We start from the raw sequence: 15,201 nt of genomic DNA, 5'->3' as shown, positions 1-15,201 counted from the left end.
ACTATTTACACCATTTTTTTATATCTATCAATTGAAGTCCGTTCATCTCAAAAAAATCAAAATCAACAACCAATGACATGTCAGTCGATATAAAAACAAGATCATTCAATATCTCCCCACCAAACTCGACCAACACATTCAGAGTTTCTATCGCACCCACCTTCAGCAAGCCGCAATATTTCCAGTCCTCATCAACCAAAACATAGAAACCACCCCCAAAATTCCGAATAGCTGACAATTGCGAATGAACATCCCCCGCAGGGATCCGAATTTTTTCTTGCCGAAGATCAGCACAAACTAGTCTGAATCTCTCTAAAATTAAATCCGTCTCCTCAAGGGATAGCAATTCTGGACGAGCCAGAGATGGAAATAACACTGCGACTTTGGAAAGGTAAGCACCTAAAATTTTCTTTCCATTGGCCCTCCTGAAAAGAAGCTCCTTCCGGTACTCACCCACATGGTTCTCGCTCATTGACATCCCCCGTAATAAGCCTTTCCTTTCGGATTAGCTATTTTAGGTCGACCATAGTCATTCATCCGCGTGTCGCCGCTGATTGGATCGATCTTTACCTTGCCCGCCTCCCAGTGGGGATCGTCAAGGTGGCTCACATCCATCGTTTGTTGCTGGACAGTGGCCTGAATTTTCCCTCCACCTGCTTGTGGAATTTCATAACGATACTCCCGGCCAGATGCGTTCTTTGATTGACCGATTGGCTGTTGGCTCGTCGGAATACCTGCCTGCCGCATTGCTTCGCGACGAGCTGCTCTCGATGTTAGACAACGAGCCAATCCAAGTGGATCAATCCATCCCGTCGAGTTCGGTGCGTATTGATAGACATTGTCGCCGCCAGCGAGACCGATCGGGTCCTTTGACACGAAACGACCTGAGCTCGGATCGTAGTATCTGTGTCGGTTATAGGTGAGCCCCGTTTCCTCATCAACCTGCTGCCCCTGGAATCGCAACGGGTTCTTCGGTACGACGCCCGTCGCCTTCGACGTTCGCGCAATGACTTCCCGCGCTTCACCCCAAGCCTTATACGACGCTTCCCATACGACATCGCCTTCGTCATCCGTCAGCAACTGCGGCGTCCCGATCTGATCGCAGTGGTAATAGAACAGCGCAGCGCCACCCCGCCGCTCCGGCGCCTTCTGCAGCGGATCATCCTCCGGCACATAGCGGTCGGTACTCTTCCACTCCGGCGTCGAGATTCCTTCGACCGGTTCCGCCACATACTGCGCCAGCGGGACAAACGTTCCCGGCTCGTACAAATAGTGCGTGCCACGCTCGCCATCGCTCTCGTACGCCAGCGTGTCACCATCCCATCCGAACACCGTCCGCTCGCCATTCACCTCTTTAGCGATCCGACGACCGAACGCGTCATAGAAATACCGTGACTGACTCTGCCGCGACGCCTCCGCAACCCGCGCCGCCAGCAAGCGATTGAATTCGTCCCACTCGTATTCCTGCTCCCCCGCCGGCGTACGCTTGCGCACCAGATTCCCGCGCGTGTCGTACTCGAAGTGCATCCCTGCATACGCCTTCAGCAGGTTACCCAGCACCTTCGACACCTCGACCGGCAACGTGCTTTCCGGCCGCACCGGGCTCGGACGGGAGGCCGGTGCTTCGGTCGGCCGCACCGGATCGATGATGTTGCTCGCCGGGTCGAATGCAAACCGCTCCTTCTCAACCGGACTGATCGCCTCGATCAACCGTCCGACGGGGTCGTATCGATAGTCGATCCCGCCCTTGCGGCTATCCTCGATTCGCGACAACTGCCCCGCCGCGTCATAGCGATACCGCCGCTCGGCAAGCGGCGCAGGCGACGTCGACCGCTGAATCGTCTGTTGCAGCACACGTCCTGCCGGATCGTAGTGCGTGCGCTGCCCGACCTTGCTCGACAGCACCCGCACTGTCTCGCGATGAAGGTCATCGCGCTCGAATTGCACACGCTCCTCGCCATCGAGCAGCATCCCGTGCAAATATCCCGAGCCATACATCAGCCAATCAACCGCATGGCCATCCGGCCGCACGGTACGTCGCCGGTTACCGAGCTCGTCGTATTCGTGATGCCACACATAGCTACGCCGCTCGCCGAACAAATCGTAGGCGTGATGTTCGCGCACGAGATTGCCGACCGGATCGAAGAAGAACTGCACGCGGCTGTACCGGTTCACCGCGTCGATCAGCCTGCCGCTCGGGTCGTACGCAAACCGTTCCTCGCTTTCCCCCGCGACACGCTTCATCAGGCGGCCATTCGCATCGACGTCGATCGACGTCACACAACCTGCTTCGTCAACCGAAACAAGGCTGCCGCTGTCCGAGTCGTATTGATAACGCGTCGACTTACCATCAAACCCGATTTCCTCGATCAACCGCCCCGCCGGATCGTAGTGGAACTGGTACGTCGCAAGGTTCGCATCGGTCAGCGCGGTCAAGCGGCCAAGACGGTCGTAGCGATACGCGATCGTCTGCCCGAGCGCATCCGCGCGGCTCGCAATACGACCCACTGCATCGTAGCCGTATCGGGTCGATCGATTGAGTTGATCCGTATGCCGCAACAACCGGCCTTCTGCGTCGTATTGCACGTGCTCGACACCGGCCGGCGAACGCGTCTCCGTCAATTGGCCGTTCGGTCCATAACCGTAGGCAACCAAGCCACCGGACGCGTCCTTTGTCTCGATCACGCGGCCGATATCGTCGTATTGCCACTCCGTCGTCTTTCCGGAGCAGTCCGTGTAGCTCGTCAATTGCCCGGCGGCATTGTATTCAAGTGCCTTCGAGCCGCCCTTCGCATCGGTGATCTGCGCAGGCAACCCTTTGTCGTTGTAGGCGTACTTCGTCGCATGCTCGAGCGGATCGATTTCCTCGACGAGGTTGCCGGCATCATCGTACTTGCGCTGCCAGACATGACCGTTCGGATCAACGAGCCGGATCATCTGATCCTTGTCGTCGTACGCCATCTCGACAATGCTGCCGTCCGCGCGCTCGTGCCATGTCCGGTTGCCACGCGCGTCATAACGCATCTGCTCGATGCTGCCGTCTTGCAGAATGTGCAGCGTCAGATTGTCGTGCTCGTCGCGCCGGAACCATTCCTCGCTTCCGTCCGGATAGGCGATTCGATAAACGTACCCCTTGATATTGAAGTAATAGCGCGACATCTGACCGAGCGCATCGGTCACGTAGGTCAGCCGAATGTTCGGATGCCATGCAAGGCGGATATCGAGGCTGCCGTCGTCCGCGTACTCGCGCACGCATTTCGCGTTCGCGTTGTCTTCACCGTCCGCGCCGTCCCATTCAAGCGTCATCCCGCGGCCGGTGCGATCGGTATAACGCGTCACGAGATGGCGGCGGTACTGATAGCTCCACGCGTTGCCGTACCGGTCGGTTGCGCGCACGAGATCGCCCGCTTCGTCATAGGCGTAACTCGCAAGCGTACGGCGCGCTCCTTCCTCGAGCACCTGCTCGATCATCACGACCCGGCCTTGCTTGTCGTGCTCGAACGACAGCACGTTGCCACTCGCATCGATCAAGCGTGCCACGCGGTCGAGCGCGTCGTAATCGAGCGTGATCGTATTGCCCGCACGGTCCTTCTGCATCGCCAGCCGGAACGCATTGCCGCGCCGTTCATACGCATGAAGCTGGTCGTGACCGTATGCAATCGTGACCCACGTCTCGTCCAGCCGTGTCAGCGTCAGGTTCTCCGAGAGGTCGTCATACACCCCTCCGACTGCAAGCGCTCGATATTCGATGCTGCGCCCGCTGGCGTCGCGGAAAAACCATGTATCGCCTTCGACATCGATGCGCGTCGTATAGGGCGTGAGCCACCGCGCGCCAAGTTCCCCGTTGTCGTATGCGGAGAGGCGCGACCGATAAGTGCGCGCCCAGACGAGCGGCAGCGCGCCGGGCAGTTCAAAGTCCGCGTGAGTGAAAGTCTCGTCGCCGAAAGCAAAATCGATCGACCCGGTCGACGCACCAACCCCACAACCTTTACAAGGACTCTGGCCAGCACCTGCCGCATGCGCCTGCTGTCCGGTCGCACCTGCTGGCTCCTGAGGGCGATCATGCTGCGCGCGCCCCTTGCCGCCGGGCGGCACGTCGGCGGTCTTTTCATGAAGCTTGCCGCGTGCGCGCACCCTTGCCACGGCCTCGATCACTTGCGCGATCAGCCACAGCATCTTGCCTTCTTCGCTGCCGTTCAGATCGCGGATCGCCTTCGCGACTTTCGGCGCCTCGGTCTTCAGGAACGCAACGATATCGCGGAACGGTTGCAGCCACGAATCCGGAGCAAGCTTCGCAGCAGTCCCGGCCGTCGCGTTTCCGGCTTCCTTCCCCAACGCGATCGAGCCTTCGTACCCGTACTCGATCGCGTCAACCACCAGCATCGGGTTGTACCAGGAGCGCTTGTCCATCTTCTGAGCGATCTGCGCGGTACGCCGCACGTTCGCGCTACTGTCGAAAATTTGCCCTTTGAGGGCGAGTTCCAGTCCGGTCGCAATACCGACCATCAATTCCTGCGCCTTGTGCGCGCAGTCGTTCAGCAGTTCAACAAGAACGTCCTGCAGGGTCTTCAGGAAGTTTTCGATTTCGGTCGCGGCAGCGGCGTTGACGTGCGTTACAAGCACCGAAATGAGCGCTGCCCCGAGATTGCCTCGCGAAATCAGCAATTGATTGCGCACGAGCGCCAGAAGCGGGCGCGCCGACAGGCGAAACGATGCCAGCGGCGGCGGAACCGGAATGACCCCGATCAGGTTGATTGCAAGCCCAAGGTAGTCGAGCAGATTGGCGTGGCGCTTCTCGACGATCATCACGATGTCGCACACCGCGTCGTAAAACGCCATCAGGTTGCCGATGATCGGCACCGCGCTCGCGAACGTTTTGAGATCCTCGAACGAAACGTGATTGCCGCTGATCTTGAGCAACCACTTATTGAAACGATCGCCCCCCGCCGCCACATCTTTCGGCGAAATATCGCTGAGCCAGGAAACGGCCTGTTCCTTCTCGGCGCCCGGTGGAAGTTGTTGTGCCATGTCGTTCTTGGTTCAAGTCGCGATTTGTTGTTCCAGACGGCTGATGCGCCGCTCTCTCAGGATTTCAGCGGTCCACCGAATCCGCTCGTCGGCAGCTTCATGCCGGTTGCCCCCGCAGCGGATGCCACCGTCGTAGCGCCCTTGCCGGCGACGCCGGGCAGCGCCCCCTGCAGCATCCCGGATGCCGCGTTCGCGGCCGGCGCAGCCAGTGCGGCAAGGCCACCCTGCCGTGCAGCCTGCACCATCCCGGCGACCTGCTTCGCAGCGCTGCCGAGGCTCGACGCCGTCTGTAACGCGGACACTGCGCCTGCGCCACCTAATGCACCCGCCGCAGCCGGCAACGCGGAGCTCGCAAGTCCGCCCAACGCAGCACCGGCCCCACCTCCGCTCGCAAGTCCCATCGCAGCCGTCGCAGCCGCAGGCGCCATTCCCTTCAACTGGCTCGCAAGCTGCTCCGACGCAGCGGCCTGCGCCGCCTGCGACGGCGGCTCAACGGACTCGACTGGCCACTGCGCCTGCTTGAAATAATTCGCCGGCTGATCCGACTCGCGCGGGTCCTTCCCGAACTCGACACGCACCGCACCCGGCGGCAGCCCGCTCACGACCGTATAGCCGCTGTTGTCGAGCGCCCCCTTCTTCAGTACCGAACCGTTCACGTCTTTCACCGTGAACAGCCCGCCCTTCACCGCCTCGCCGTTCACGTACTTGTGAAACAGCTCCAGTTGCCCCGGCTGATCCGGCCGTGGGCTCGGCAACGGATACCCCATGCTCGCCGGCCCCGCGAACGTATGCGACGCACCTTTCACATCGACCGCACCCGGCGTATGAATCTCGATGTTCCCGCCTTGAATGCGGATATACCCGCCGCCGCTCGTCAGCAGAATTCCCTGGTCGGCCGCGATCTCGATCTGCCCCGTCGCCGACACCACCTTCACCGCCTTCTGCGCGGTCACCTCGATGTTGTCCGACTGCGCCTGGATCTCGACCTTGCCCTTGCCGGCGAACAGCTTCATCCCCGCGTTCTGCACGAACAGGCTCAGCTTCTGCCCGATGCTCCCGATCAGCGACTTGCCCGCGGCCACGTGCACGCTCTGCCCGCTCGCCACGTTCACGTGATCGTTCGCGACCACGTGCACCGACTGCTGCGTCGACATCCCGATCCCCGACGGGCTGCCGAACAGCATCACCGGTTCCTTGAACGCGTTCGCGTTACCCGTGCCGCCGCCCGCTGTGCGCCCGCCCGACGCGCTGCCCGAGGCACTGTCCTGCGTCGCGTCCGTGAACGCGCGCATCGTGTCCTGCGCGTCCTTCAGGCTTTCCGCCTGATGCTGCTCGCTCACGCCCGACATCGCCTCGACCAGGCTCTCGCCCGTCACGAGCTGCTGCTGCGCTTCCTTCACGTCGAGCGGCTGGCTGTTCGCCGCCTTCGGGTGCGTCGTCACGTACAGGCCCTGGCTCGCGCGCACCGCGCCATACGCATCCGATCGCAGGTCGAACCCGCTGCCGAGATACGACCCGCGCGAATTCGCACTGTGGTCGATGATGTAGCCCAGATGCAGCAAGCTGTTCGCGCTGCTGCTCATCAACTGCACGCGGTTCTGCCCGGTCGCATCGTCCATCACGAGCTGGTTGTAGCCGCCGCCCGAATACTCCTTCGACCGGTAGCCGGACAGGATCCCGTCGCTATGCCACTGCGGCTGGTTCGCGCCGTTGTACACGCGCCCGACGGCCAGCGGCCGGTCGCAGTCGCCGCCGACGTAATCGATCAGCACTTCCTCGCCGATGCGCGGCACATGCACGCCGCCGTAGCCGCCGCCGGTATCGGACTGCACCACGCGCACCCAGCACGACGCATTCTCGTTACCCGGGTTCAGGCGGTCCCACACGAACTGCACGCGGATCCGGTTCAGTTCGTCGGTATAGACCTCCTCGCCCTGCGGCCCGACGACGATTGCCGTCTCGAGATGCATCTCCGGCTTCTTGTGCTCGAACGGGCTGCGGTACGGCACGCTCACGCGCTGCGCTTCGACCTCGACGAGATAGAAGCCGGTCGATCCGTCGTCGTGCGGCACGCGAAACGCGGGACTGGCACCATAGCCTTCCTGTGCGCCTGCCAATGCCTCGCGCAGGCTGTACGGAAAATCCGCGCTGTCGCTCGCAACGGGCAGGTTGTTCTCGATCCACCACGCGACCTCGATCGCGGCGAATTCGCGCTGATCGGCGGAATCGCGATCGTGCTCGGGATGCCCGGCCAGCGTGAAGCGCCGGCCCGCATCGATCGCGCGCACGCCGCCTGCGGCGTGGAAGCGCTTCGCCTGCGACTCCCACTCCTCCATCTTGACCTTCGTCAGATGGTCACCGCGTGTCTGGTCCAGATACGTATAAGCGCCCGTGTACTCGTACACCTCGAGCTGGTCGGGCAGTTCGCCCTGGCCAGCCATCGTCGGCAGCAACGTCCCTTTCGGATTCGACGGTTGCGCAGGATTCTTGTAGTCGAACGTGCGCGTCGAACGCGTGACGCTCTGCAGCGTGCGCGAGCCCGACCATTGCGTAAACGCGTCGGCCCCGCTTGCCGCACCACCGCGATAGAAGCTCACCGTCTCCGGTGACAGCGGCGCAAACGCCTGCAGGTTGTCGGTGATCACGAGCGTGTGCGACTTGCCGTCGTCGGCCTGCTGCCACGCGCAGTAGAGCCCCTCGTCCTCCATCAGGCGATGCACGAAATGCCAGTCGGTGTCGTGCTGGCGCGTGTAGGAGCGATTCGGCAGCGGCTTCGACGGCGCGAAGCGGAAATGGCCCTTGGCCTGCGGATGCTGGTTCAGCACGTCGCTGATGATCTGGTCGACGGTCGTGTCGTTCCAGAGCCGCTGGTCGCGACGGAACTTCAGGAAATGGGTGAAATCGGCGAATGTGAGCTGATAGGTCGTGAGCCCACCGTCGGCACCCAGCCGGCGCGCGGTATGCACGTATCCGTTGATCGGCCGATAGCTGCGATTGCCTTGCTCGATCCACAGCGTGACAGGCTGCGCGATCAGTTTTTTAAGTTCCAGATCGCCTTCGGTCGACAGCACGTCGAGCGTAAACTCGTACGCGCGCCCGATGCGCGAGCGGCCGACTGCCCGCTGCACGGTCAGGACGTTGCCCCCCAAGGGCGTATCGATCTTCAACAACCGGTCCTGCTGAAGCAACCCGCCGCGCAATGCGGCAACAGTGTTCTGCATGTTCATGGCTACGGCCTTTTTTCTTTTGACGCGCCCTCGGATGGCGCGAGCACTGGACTTCGCTCGCGCGATTTTACAGAGAAATTACGTCAGTCCCTGAAAACCCACCGGAACTGCATACGCGTCATTCGTTCCGCCCGTACGCCGCCTGCACCCACGCCGGCCAGCCCGTGCAGCCGTCGTGCCCCTCCTGAAATCGATTGCAATCAGGGCCAATTCGACTTCCGGCGCGGCGCGGTTGCGAGTAGTGTCTACGTGCCCGTATTCCGGCCTTACCCGGGTCCGACCGATACCCGGCGCTCACCACACGACACTGAACCCTGGAGATCTACGATGAAACGTTCGAAGTTCCTGCTGTCGGGCCTGCTGCTCGCGTCGGCCCTCGGCTTCACGGCCGTCGCCGCGCACGCCGACGACCTGCTCGATTCGGTGAAGAAAGCCGGCGTGCTGCGCGTCGGCCTCGAAGGCACCTATCCGCCGTTCAACTCGCGCGGCACGTCCGGCCAGCTCGAGGGTTTCGACGTCGACGTCGCGAACGCGGTCGCCGGCAAGCTCGGCGTGAAGACGCAGTTCGTCCCGACCGAATGGAGCGGCATCATCGCCGGCCTTCAGGCCAGCAAGTTCGACGTGATCGTCAACCAGGTCACGATCACGCCGCAGCGCAAGGAAGCGCTCGACTTCAGCGAGCCGTACACGTACTCGGCCGCGCAACTGATCCAGCGCAAGGACGACACGCGCAACTTCAAGTCGCTTGACGACTTCAAGGGCAAGAAGCTCGGCGTGACACTCGGCACCAACTACGACCAGATGGCACGCGCCGTGCCGGGCATCGAGGTGCAGACGTATCCGGGCGCGCCGGAAAAGCTGCGCGACCTTGCCGCGGGCCGGATCGAGGCAACGCTTGACGATCGCCTGATGCTGCCGTACATGATCAAGACGTCGAACCTGCCGCTGCGCGCAGGCGCGATCGTGAACGGCGGCAAGCAGGAAATGGCGATCCCGTTCCGCAAGGGCAATCCGAAGTTCGAGAAGGCGATCAACGACGCGCTCGATTCGCTGCACAAGGACGGCACGTTGAAAAAGATCTCGATGCACTGGTTCGGCGCCGACGTGACGGTGCCGGTCGCGCAATAAGTCGCACGGCGTTCAACGCGTCACGCCGTTCATCTGGATGAACGCGTGACGCCTTCCCCTCAAGCCGCTTCGTCGAAGCGCGCCAGCAGCAGCTGGCCGATCGGTGTCAGCGCCGGGCGCGCAGCCACGGCGTTCATGCGCGCCTGCGTGTCATCGACCAGCCGCTTCTCGACCAGCACGGCAAAGGCCGGATTCGATTGATCGACGCTGTCCGGCGCACGCGCAATGCGCAACAGCATCGAGAATTCATGCGGACTCAGCATGGTCCTTGTCTCCTGATCGTCCGCGATCCGGTTCGAACCGGCGTCGATCGTATTTTTGAATGAAATGGCGCGATGCATGACCGTCGCGCCGCCGGGAGCGAGATCCCGGCAGGCCTGCCTGCGACGCGGGCACGTCGTCGCGAGCGGGTTGCGCACGTCGCGGATCGGGCGATGCCGCCACGACGGGAACGTGCAACGTTATGGGCACACCATGACGTGACCGTGACAGGAAAACGGGGCGCAAGACAGCGTGCGTCGCATGCCGTTTCGATTCGATGCCGATCCCATTGAAGAAGACGGGTCGCATCACATGCATGGCCGCCGGTTCCCTGCTCGCCGGCCGTGTCGCGCCCTTCATCGCGGATCGGCCGAATACGGGAACCCGCCGCGCGCCGATCCACTCGCATGGCGTATGCAGCGCACGACCACGTTCACCGCGCGCCCGAGCGTCATCCCGATGAGCACGCCCCATACCGCGAACGACAGCACTACGAAGCCGCTCGTCGCCGCCCACGGCACTTGCACGGCGACCGCGTAATGGATGCAGGTTTCGGCGACGAACGTCAGCATCAGCGTGACGAGCAGGCTCGCGTCGCCGGGCAGACGCACGCGCAGGCCCGAGGCGGCCGGGCGGTACTCGAGCCGCCACCGGCTCGCGTGCAACCAGCCCAGCGCCGCACCGCCCAGGACGGCCGCCAGCGCAGTCGCGTTCGCTTCGATACCGGCATGCGGAAAGAGTCCGTTCAGGCTGGCGATGCCGAGCATCCCGAACGCGATTGGCGAGATCAGCGGACGGGCCGCCGGCACCTCGCGAGGAAAACAGCGCTTGATGCCGACATAGAGCAGCACGCAGAACATGACGTACACGTAAGACTTCAGGTGAAGGAGAGTGGACATGGTCGGAGTCGCCTGATCGGAGTGGACACGGCAACACCGTACTGCCCGATCCGGACGGGCGGCGTAGCTTGCGACGGGTGGCGGGAATTCGTGGACGAGTTGCGCATCGCGGCGATGACCGTTTGGCGAATCGGGACGGTTGATGCGCGATCGCCTCGCGCAGCCGGCAACGTCTGAATCCGTCGGCGCTTCGCACTCGACGCGCGACCGGCAACGCGCCGTGTCCTTCCGCAGCGCCTTCCACTACACTCGTGACGGAAACCGGCCGACCGTCGGCAGCCGAAGCGGTTCGTCGAAGCCAAGCGCCGTTCGTCGCAACGCACGCGCGATCGGCCCATCCGGCAGTAAGGTCAAGCCATCGGCGCATCGTGCGCCCACCCTTACCCGAAACCATGCGAGCTACGTCCGACCCGTCGCCGATTCCGCAGCCACCCGCCAGCGCCCCGCCCCGGCTGTTGCGCGATCCGGCCATGCTGCTCGCGTTCACGTGCTTCAACTCGGTCGTCGGCCTCGGTTTCTGGGCGCTCCATTTCAACGAGCCGTTGTTGCCCTACCTCGTCGTCGCCAACGCGATCGGTTTCTGCGCACTGCTGTTCAGCCATGCCGCCGACCGGCTGCTGCCGCGCAAGCCCGGGCTCGCGCTGAAGGCCGTCGTGATCGCACCGGTCAGCGTACTCATCGGCTTCGAGATCTCGGCAGCGATCGTCCGCGGGAACGTACCACACGTATTCGGACGCGCCCGCCTCGGAACGTGGGACAACTACGGGCCGTCGTTTCTCATCTCCGCAATCCTGTTCGTGTGCGTATCGCTGTTCCTGCAGTCCATGCGCATGCGTGCGACGCTCGAGACCGAACGCCGCGAAGCCGCCGAAGCGCGCCAGGCCGAGACGGCCGCGCGCCTGGCGCTGCTGCAGGCGCAGATCGAGCCGCACTTCCTGTTCAATACCCTCGCGAACGTGCAGAGCCTGATCGAGCGTGATCCGGCCCGCGCGTCGACGATGCTCGACAGCCTGAACCGCTACCTGCGTGCGAGCCTGCGGCGCACGCGCGATGCGACGTCGACGCTCGAAGAAGAACTCGAACTAGTCGAAGCATTGCTGAAGATCGCATCGATCCGGCTCGGCGAGCGGCTTTCTTATACGATCGACGTGCCGGCGGATTTGCACGCGTTGCCGTTCTCGCCGCTGCTGCTGCAGCCGCTTGTCGAGAATGCACTGCTGCACGGGATCGAGCCGTCCATCGACGGCGGCGTGATCGTGATTCGCGGCAGGATGCGGGGCGACAGGCTCGAACTCAACGTGATCGATACGGGTGTCGGCCTCGGCAAAAGCGACACGCGCCTGCACGGCGGCGTCGGGCTCGCCAACGTCGCCGCGCGCATCCGGACGCTGCACGGCGAGCGCGGCCGTGTCACCGTCGAAACGAACGTCGCCGCCGCACATGGCGTCACCGCTACCCTGCTGATTCCGATCGACTGACATGCCGACCGCCCTCATCGCCGACGACGAACCGAATCTGTCCGCCTTGCTTGCGCAGCGGCTGGGGCAGCTCTGGCCCGAACTGGAGATCGCCGCGATGCCGCGTAACGGCGTCGAGACACTGGCCGCGCTGAACGCGTCGCCACGCCCGGACATCGCGTTTCTCGACATCCGGATGCCCGGCATCGACGGGTTGAAGCTCGCTGCGCTGGTGCCGGACGTGCATGTCGTGTTCGTCACGGCCTACGACGAATATGCGGTCGACGCGTTCGATCGCGCGGCAGTCGATTACTTGCTGAAGCCGGTGACGGACGAACGACTGTTGCGCTGTATTGCGAAGCTTCAGCGTGGCGGGCCGTCCGTCGCGCATGCAGACGCGTTGGCGCAGGCGGCGCAAGCGCGAGATGCCGCACCGATCCGCTGGCTGACCGTGGGCGTGAAGGATGCAACGCGGCTCGTCTCGGTCGACGACGTGCTGTATTTCCAGGCGTCGGAGAAATACACGGAAATCGTCACGGCCGGTGAACGGCTCGTGATTCGCACGCCGCTGAAGGAACTGATGCAACGACTCGATCCGGAGCGGTTCGCGCAGGTACATCGCGGCGTGATCGTTGCGTACGCAGCGATCGATCGTGTCGAGCGTGACTTGCTCGGCAGATTGCGGATTCGCGTGCATGGGCAGCGGGAAATGCTGCCGGTCAGTCGTGCGTATGCGGGGTTGTTCAGGCAGATGTGAGCGGATCGGCCTGCGGCACCGGCAACGCGATTACGCGCCGACAGGCAGTGGATGGCATGTTGGCAGTCTGCCCGGCTGCACTGCGCCGCTGCGTTCAGATTCGTCGACGATGCTTCGCGCCGCGCGATCTTTCATTGGTTCGACAGATCGATGTCGAAAAGACGGACTTCGTGTCCGCGGCATGGGGACAAACGACAACCTGTGGGCGGGGAAAGTGAACGCTGAAATGACGAAGGGCCGGGAGGAAAACCTCCCGGCCCTTCGAATTTGGTGCCGGCTGCAGGACTCGAACCCGCCACCTGATGATTACAAATCAACTGCTCTACCAGATGAGCTAAGCCGGCGTAGCGCGAGATTCTACCTCATTTCACGATCTTGAGGCGAGGTCTGTTGCCACCTTTCGAACCGTCGCCATCGCCGTCGGTTTTCGGCGGTTCGTCGGCGCCTTCGGAGGGTTCCTCGTTCGCGCCACGGTCGGCAACCGGCGTCAGCGCGGCAGGCGACTCGTCGCGCTGCGCCTCATCCGCTTGCGCAGCTTCTTCGTCGAACGCACCCGAATCCGCGCCTTCGCCCGCGACCGCATCGACCTGGAACGCCATGCCCTGCCCGTTCTCGCGCGCGTAGATCGCGAGCACGTTCGCCACCGGAATCTCGATCTTGTGCGCCTTCCCGGAGAACCGGGCCGTGAACTCGATCCACTCGTTGCCCATCTGCAACTGGCTCGTCGCCTCGAAGCTGATGTTGAGCACGATCTCGCCGTCACGCACGAACTGACGCGGCACGCGCGTCGAGTTGTCGACCCTCACCGCGATATGCGGCGTGTAACCGTTATCGGTGCACCACTCGTACAACGCGCGCAGCAGATAAGGCTTCGTTGAAATCTCTTGCATCACAATCCTCGAACCCGGAGCGGGCGCGCGGCACGCCGCGCCGCCCTCCCCGTCTTGCCTTCATTGCATCATCAACGACGCATGACCTTTTCGGACGGCGTCAGTGCTTCGATGTAGGCCGGACGGCTGAAGATCCGTTCGGCGTACTTCATCAGCGGCGCAGCGTTCTTCGACAGCTCGATGCCGTAGTGATCCAGGCGCCACAGCAGCGGAGCGATCGCGACGTCGAGCATCGAGAACTCTTCGCCGAGCATGTACTTGTTCTTCACGAAGATCGGCGCGAGCTGCGTCAGGCGATCGCGGATCGCGAGGCGTGCCTTCTCGTGATTCTTTTCCGCTGCCTTGCCCTTCTCGTTCTCGAGCGTGCTGACGTGGACGAACAGTTCCTTCTCGAAGTTGAGCAGGAACAGGCGTGCACGTGCGCGTTGCACCGGGTCGGCCGGCATCAGCTGCGGATGCGGGAAGCGCTCGTCGATGTACTCGTTGATGATGTTCGATTCGTACAGGATCAGGTCGCGCTCGACCAGGATCGGCACCTGACCGTACGGGTTCATCACCGAAATGTCTTCCGGCTTGTTGAACAGGTCGACGTCACGGATTTCGAAGTCCATGCCCTTCTCGAACAGCACCAGCCGGCAACGCTGGGAGAACGGGCAAGTTGTGCCGGAATACAGAACCATCATATTTGCGTTTCCTCAAAAAAGCCGAGGGCCGGCACGCGGCGGCACCCCTTTCACGGGTTCCGCCTTGCGCCGGCCCCACGCCGGTCAGGCGTGTTTACTTGATATCTTTCCAGTACGCGGCATTGAGCCGCCAGGCCAGGAAAGTCAGGACACCGAGAAAGATCAGCACCCACACGCCGAGGCGTTTGCGGGTCTGCTGGGCCGGCTCGGACATCCATGTCATATAGGCCACCAGATCGGCAACCGCAGCATCATAGTCGGGCGACGAGAGCGTGCCCGGCGTGACCTGCTGGAAGCCGACGAGCGTGTGGACCTTCTCGCCCGTCTCCTCGTCCGTCTTGTCTTCGAATTTGGCAATGCGCTGCCCCTGCAGCTGCCACAACACATGGGGCATGCCGACGTTCTCGAACACCGCGTTGTTCCAGCCGGTCGGCCGCGTATCGTCGCGGTAGAAACTCCGCAGATACGTATACAGCCAGTCGCGGCCGCGCGCGCGCTCCTCGACCGACAGGTCGGGCGGCGTGGTGCCGAGCCAGTTCTTCGCGTCTTCGGGCCGCATCGCGACGGACATCGTGCTCCCGACCTTGTCGGTCGTGAACAGGAGATTCGCTTCGATCTCCTTCTGGGATATGCCCAGATCCGTCAGACGGTTGTAGCGCATCAGGTTCGCGCTGTGGCAGTTCAGGCAATAGTTTACAAACAATTGCGCGCCGTGCTGAAGCGAAACGAGATTTTCCGTGTTATCGGGCGCCCGGTCGAGCGGAAAATTACCTTCCGCCCGCACGGCCGGCGCCGCCAGCAGCGCACACGCGGTCACCCCGATCAGTGCGAGTGTCGAAAGCAGTTTCTTCATGTCGTTCTCTCCTCGCTC

Annotated in this window: 11 protein-coding genes and 1 tRNA gene; 3 read left to right on the top strand and 9 right to left on the bottom strand. The window is 62.7% G+C overall.

Features of this window, described 5'->3' with window-relative positions; translation table 11 throughout:
• Position 1: 1 nt before the first annotated feature.
• The 3 genes from KEC55_RS01945 to tssI are packed head-to-tail and all read right to left on the bottom strand — an operon-like array spanning position 2 to position 8,255.
• Positions 2-472 carry a hypothetical protein gene (locus KEC55_RS01945; protein ID WP_282506509.1) on the bottom strand — a complete coding sequence of 157 codons (471 nt, stop codon included), beginning with the start codon at positions 470-472 and terminating at the stop codon, positions 2-4.
• Positions 469-5,028, bottom strand: a complete 4,560-nt coding sequence (locus tag KEC55_RS01940) for an RHS repeat-associated core domain-containing protein (protein WP_282506508.1) — start codon at positions 5,026-5,028, stop codon at positions 469-471. The genes KEC55_RS01945 and KEC55_RS01940 overlap by 4 nt, the downstream gene beginning before the upstream one ends.
• Positions 5,029-5,084: 56 nt before the next feature.
• On the bottom strand, positions 5,085-8,255 hold the full coding sequence (gene tssI, locus KEC55_RS01935) for a type VI secretion system Vgr family protein (protein ID WP_282506507.1): 3,171 nt from the start codon (positions 8,253-8,255) through the stop codon (positions 5,085-5,087).
• A gap of 327 nt (positions 8,256-8,582) precedes the next feature.
• Between tssI and KEC55_RS01930 the strand changes: the two genes are divergently transcribed.
• Positions 8,583-9,383 (top strand): transporter substrate-binding domain-containing protein, encoded by an 801-nt coding sequence (locus tag KEC55_RS01930; protein WP_282506506.1) that lies wholly within the window; start codon positions 8,583-8,585, stop codon positions 9,381-9,383.
• A gap of 59 nt (positions 9,384-9,442) precedes the next feature.
• Here the strand turns inward: KEC55_RS01930 and KEC55_RS01925 are convergent, their stop codons facing one another.
• Positions 9,443-9,646: a hypothetical protein gene (locus KEC55_RS01925; protein ID WP_282507472.1), complete on the bottom strand. Its 204-nt coding sequence runs from the start codon at positions 9,644-9,646 to the stop codon at positions 9,443-9,445.
• Positions 9,647-10,000: 354 nt separating this feature from the next.
• Entirely contained in the window at positions 10,001-10,543 is a 543-nt protein-coding gene (locus KEC55_RS01920; RefSeq protein WP_282506504.1) for a DUF6622 family protein, read from the bottom strand.
• A gap of 455 nt (positions 10,544-10,998) precedes the next feature.
• Here KEC55_RS01920 and KEC55_RS01915 point away from each other — a divergent pair, with 455 nt between their 5' ends.
• On the top strand, positions 10,999-12,021 hold the full coding sequence (locus tag KEC55_RS01915; protein ID WP_432626288.1) for a sensor histidine kinase: 1,023 nt from the start codon (positions 10,999-11,001) through the stop codon (positions 12,019-12,021).
• Between the two features lies 1 nt (position 12,022).
• Positions 12,023-12,757, top strand: a complete 735-nt coding sequence (locus KEC55_RS01910; RefSeq protein WP_282506502.1) for a LytR/AlgR family response regulator transcription factor — start codon at positions 12,023-12,025, stop codon at positions 12,755-12,757.
• A gap of 268 nt (positions 12,758-13,025) precedes the next feature.
• On the opposite strand, the gene KEC55_RS01905 is transcribed toward KEC55_RS01910, so the two are convergent.
• The 4 genes from KEC55_RS01905 to KEC55_RS01890 all read right to left on the bottom strand — a co-directional run bounded on the left by KEC55_RS01905 (position 13,026) and on the right by KEC55_RS01890 (position 15,183).
• Positions 13,026-13,101: transfer RNA gene (locus KEC55_RS01905), tRNA-Thr, on the bottom strand.
• Between the two features lie 18 nt (positions 13,102-13,119).
• Positions 13,120-13,647, bottom strand: coding sequence for a ClpXP protease specificity-enhancing factor (locus KEC55_RS01900; RefSeq protein ID WP_282506500.1), 528 nt, complete (start codon positions 13,645-13,647; stop codon positions 13,120-13,122).
• Positions 13,648-13,718: 71 nt separating this feature from the next.
• A complete protein-coding gene (locus tag KEC55_RS01895) occupies positions 13,719-14,330 on the bottom strand; it encodes a glutathione S-transferase N-terminal domain-containing protein (RefSeq protein WP_006400565.1) in 612 nt (203 codons plus the stop codon).
• Positions 14,331-14,424: 94 nt separating this feature from the next.
• Entirely contained in the window at positions 14,425-15,183 is a 759-nt protein-coding gene (locus tag KEC55_RS01890; RefSeq protein WP_176051077.1) for a cytochrome c1, read from the bottom strand.
• Positions 15,184-15,201 lie beyond the last annotated feature (18 nt).

The sequence above is a fragment of the Burkholderia cepacia genome (genome assembly GCF_029962485.1).
GTDB lineage: Bacteria > Pseudomonadota > Gammaproteobacteria > Burkholderiales > Burkholderiaceae > Burkholderia.
This window is presented reverse-complemented; position numbering and strand designations above follow the sequence as displayed.

Bases quoted from the DNA above. Each gene is read 5' to 3' on its own strand.
- KEC55_RS01945 (WP_282506509.1), bottom strand. From the start codon at position 472: ATGAGCGAGAACCATGTGGGTGAGTACCGGAAGGAGCTTCTTTTCAGG.
- KEC55_RS01940 (WP_282506508.1), bottom strand. From the start codon at position 5,028: ATGGCACAACAACTTCCACCGGGCGCCGAGAAGGAACAGGCCGTTTCC.
- tssI (WP_282506507.1), bottom strand. From the start codon at position 8,255: ATGAACATGCAGAACACTGTTGCCGCATTGCGCGGCGGGTTGCTTCAG.
- KEC55_RS01930 (WP_282506506.1), top strand. From the start codon at position 8,583: ATGAAACGTTCGAAGTTCCTGCTGTCGGGCCTGCTGCTCGCGTCGGCC.
- KEC55_RS01925 (WP_282507472.1), bottom strand. From the start codon at position 9,646: ATGCTGAGTCCGCATGAATTCTCGATGCTGTTGCGCATTGCGCGTGCG.
- KEC55_RS01920 (WP_282506504.1), bottom strand. From the start codon at position 10,543: ATGTCCACTCTCCTTCACCTGAAGTCTTACGTGTACGTCATGTTCTGC.
- KEC55_RS01910 (WP_282506502.1), top strand. From the start codon at position 12,023: ATGCCGACCGCCCTCATCGCCGACGACGAACCGAATCTGTCCGCCTTG.
- KEC55_RS01900 (WP_282506500.1), bottom strand. From the start codon at position 13,647: ATGCAAGAGATTTCAACGAAGCCTTATCTGCTGCGCGCGTTGTACGAG.
- KEC55_RS01895 (WP_006400565.1), bottom strand. From the start codon at position 14,330: ATGATGGTTCTGTATTCCGGCACAACTTGCCCGTTCTCCCAGCGTTGC.
- KEC55_RS01890 (WP_176051077.1), bottom strand. From the start codon at position 15,183: ATGAAGAAACTGCTTTCGACACTCGCACTGATCGGGGTGACCGCGTGT.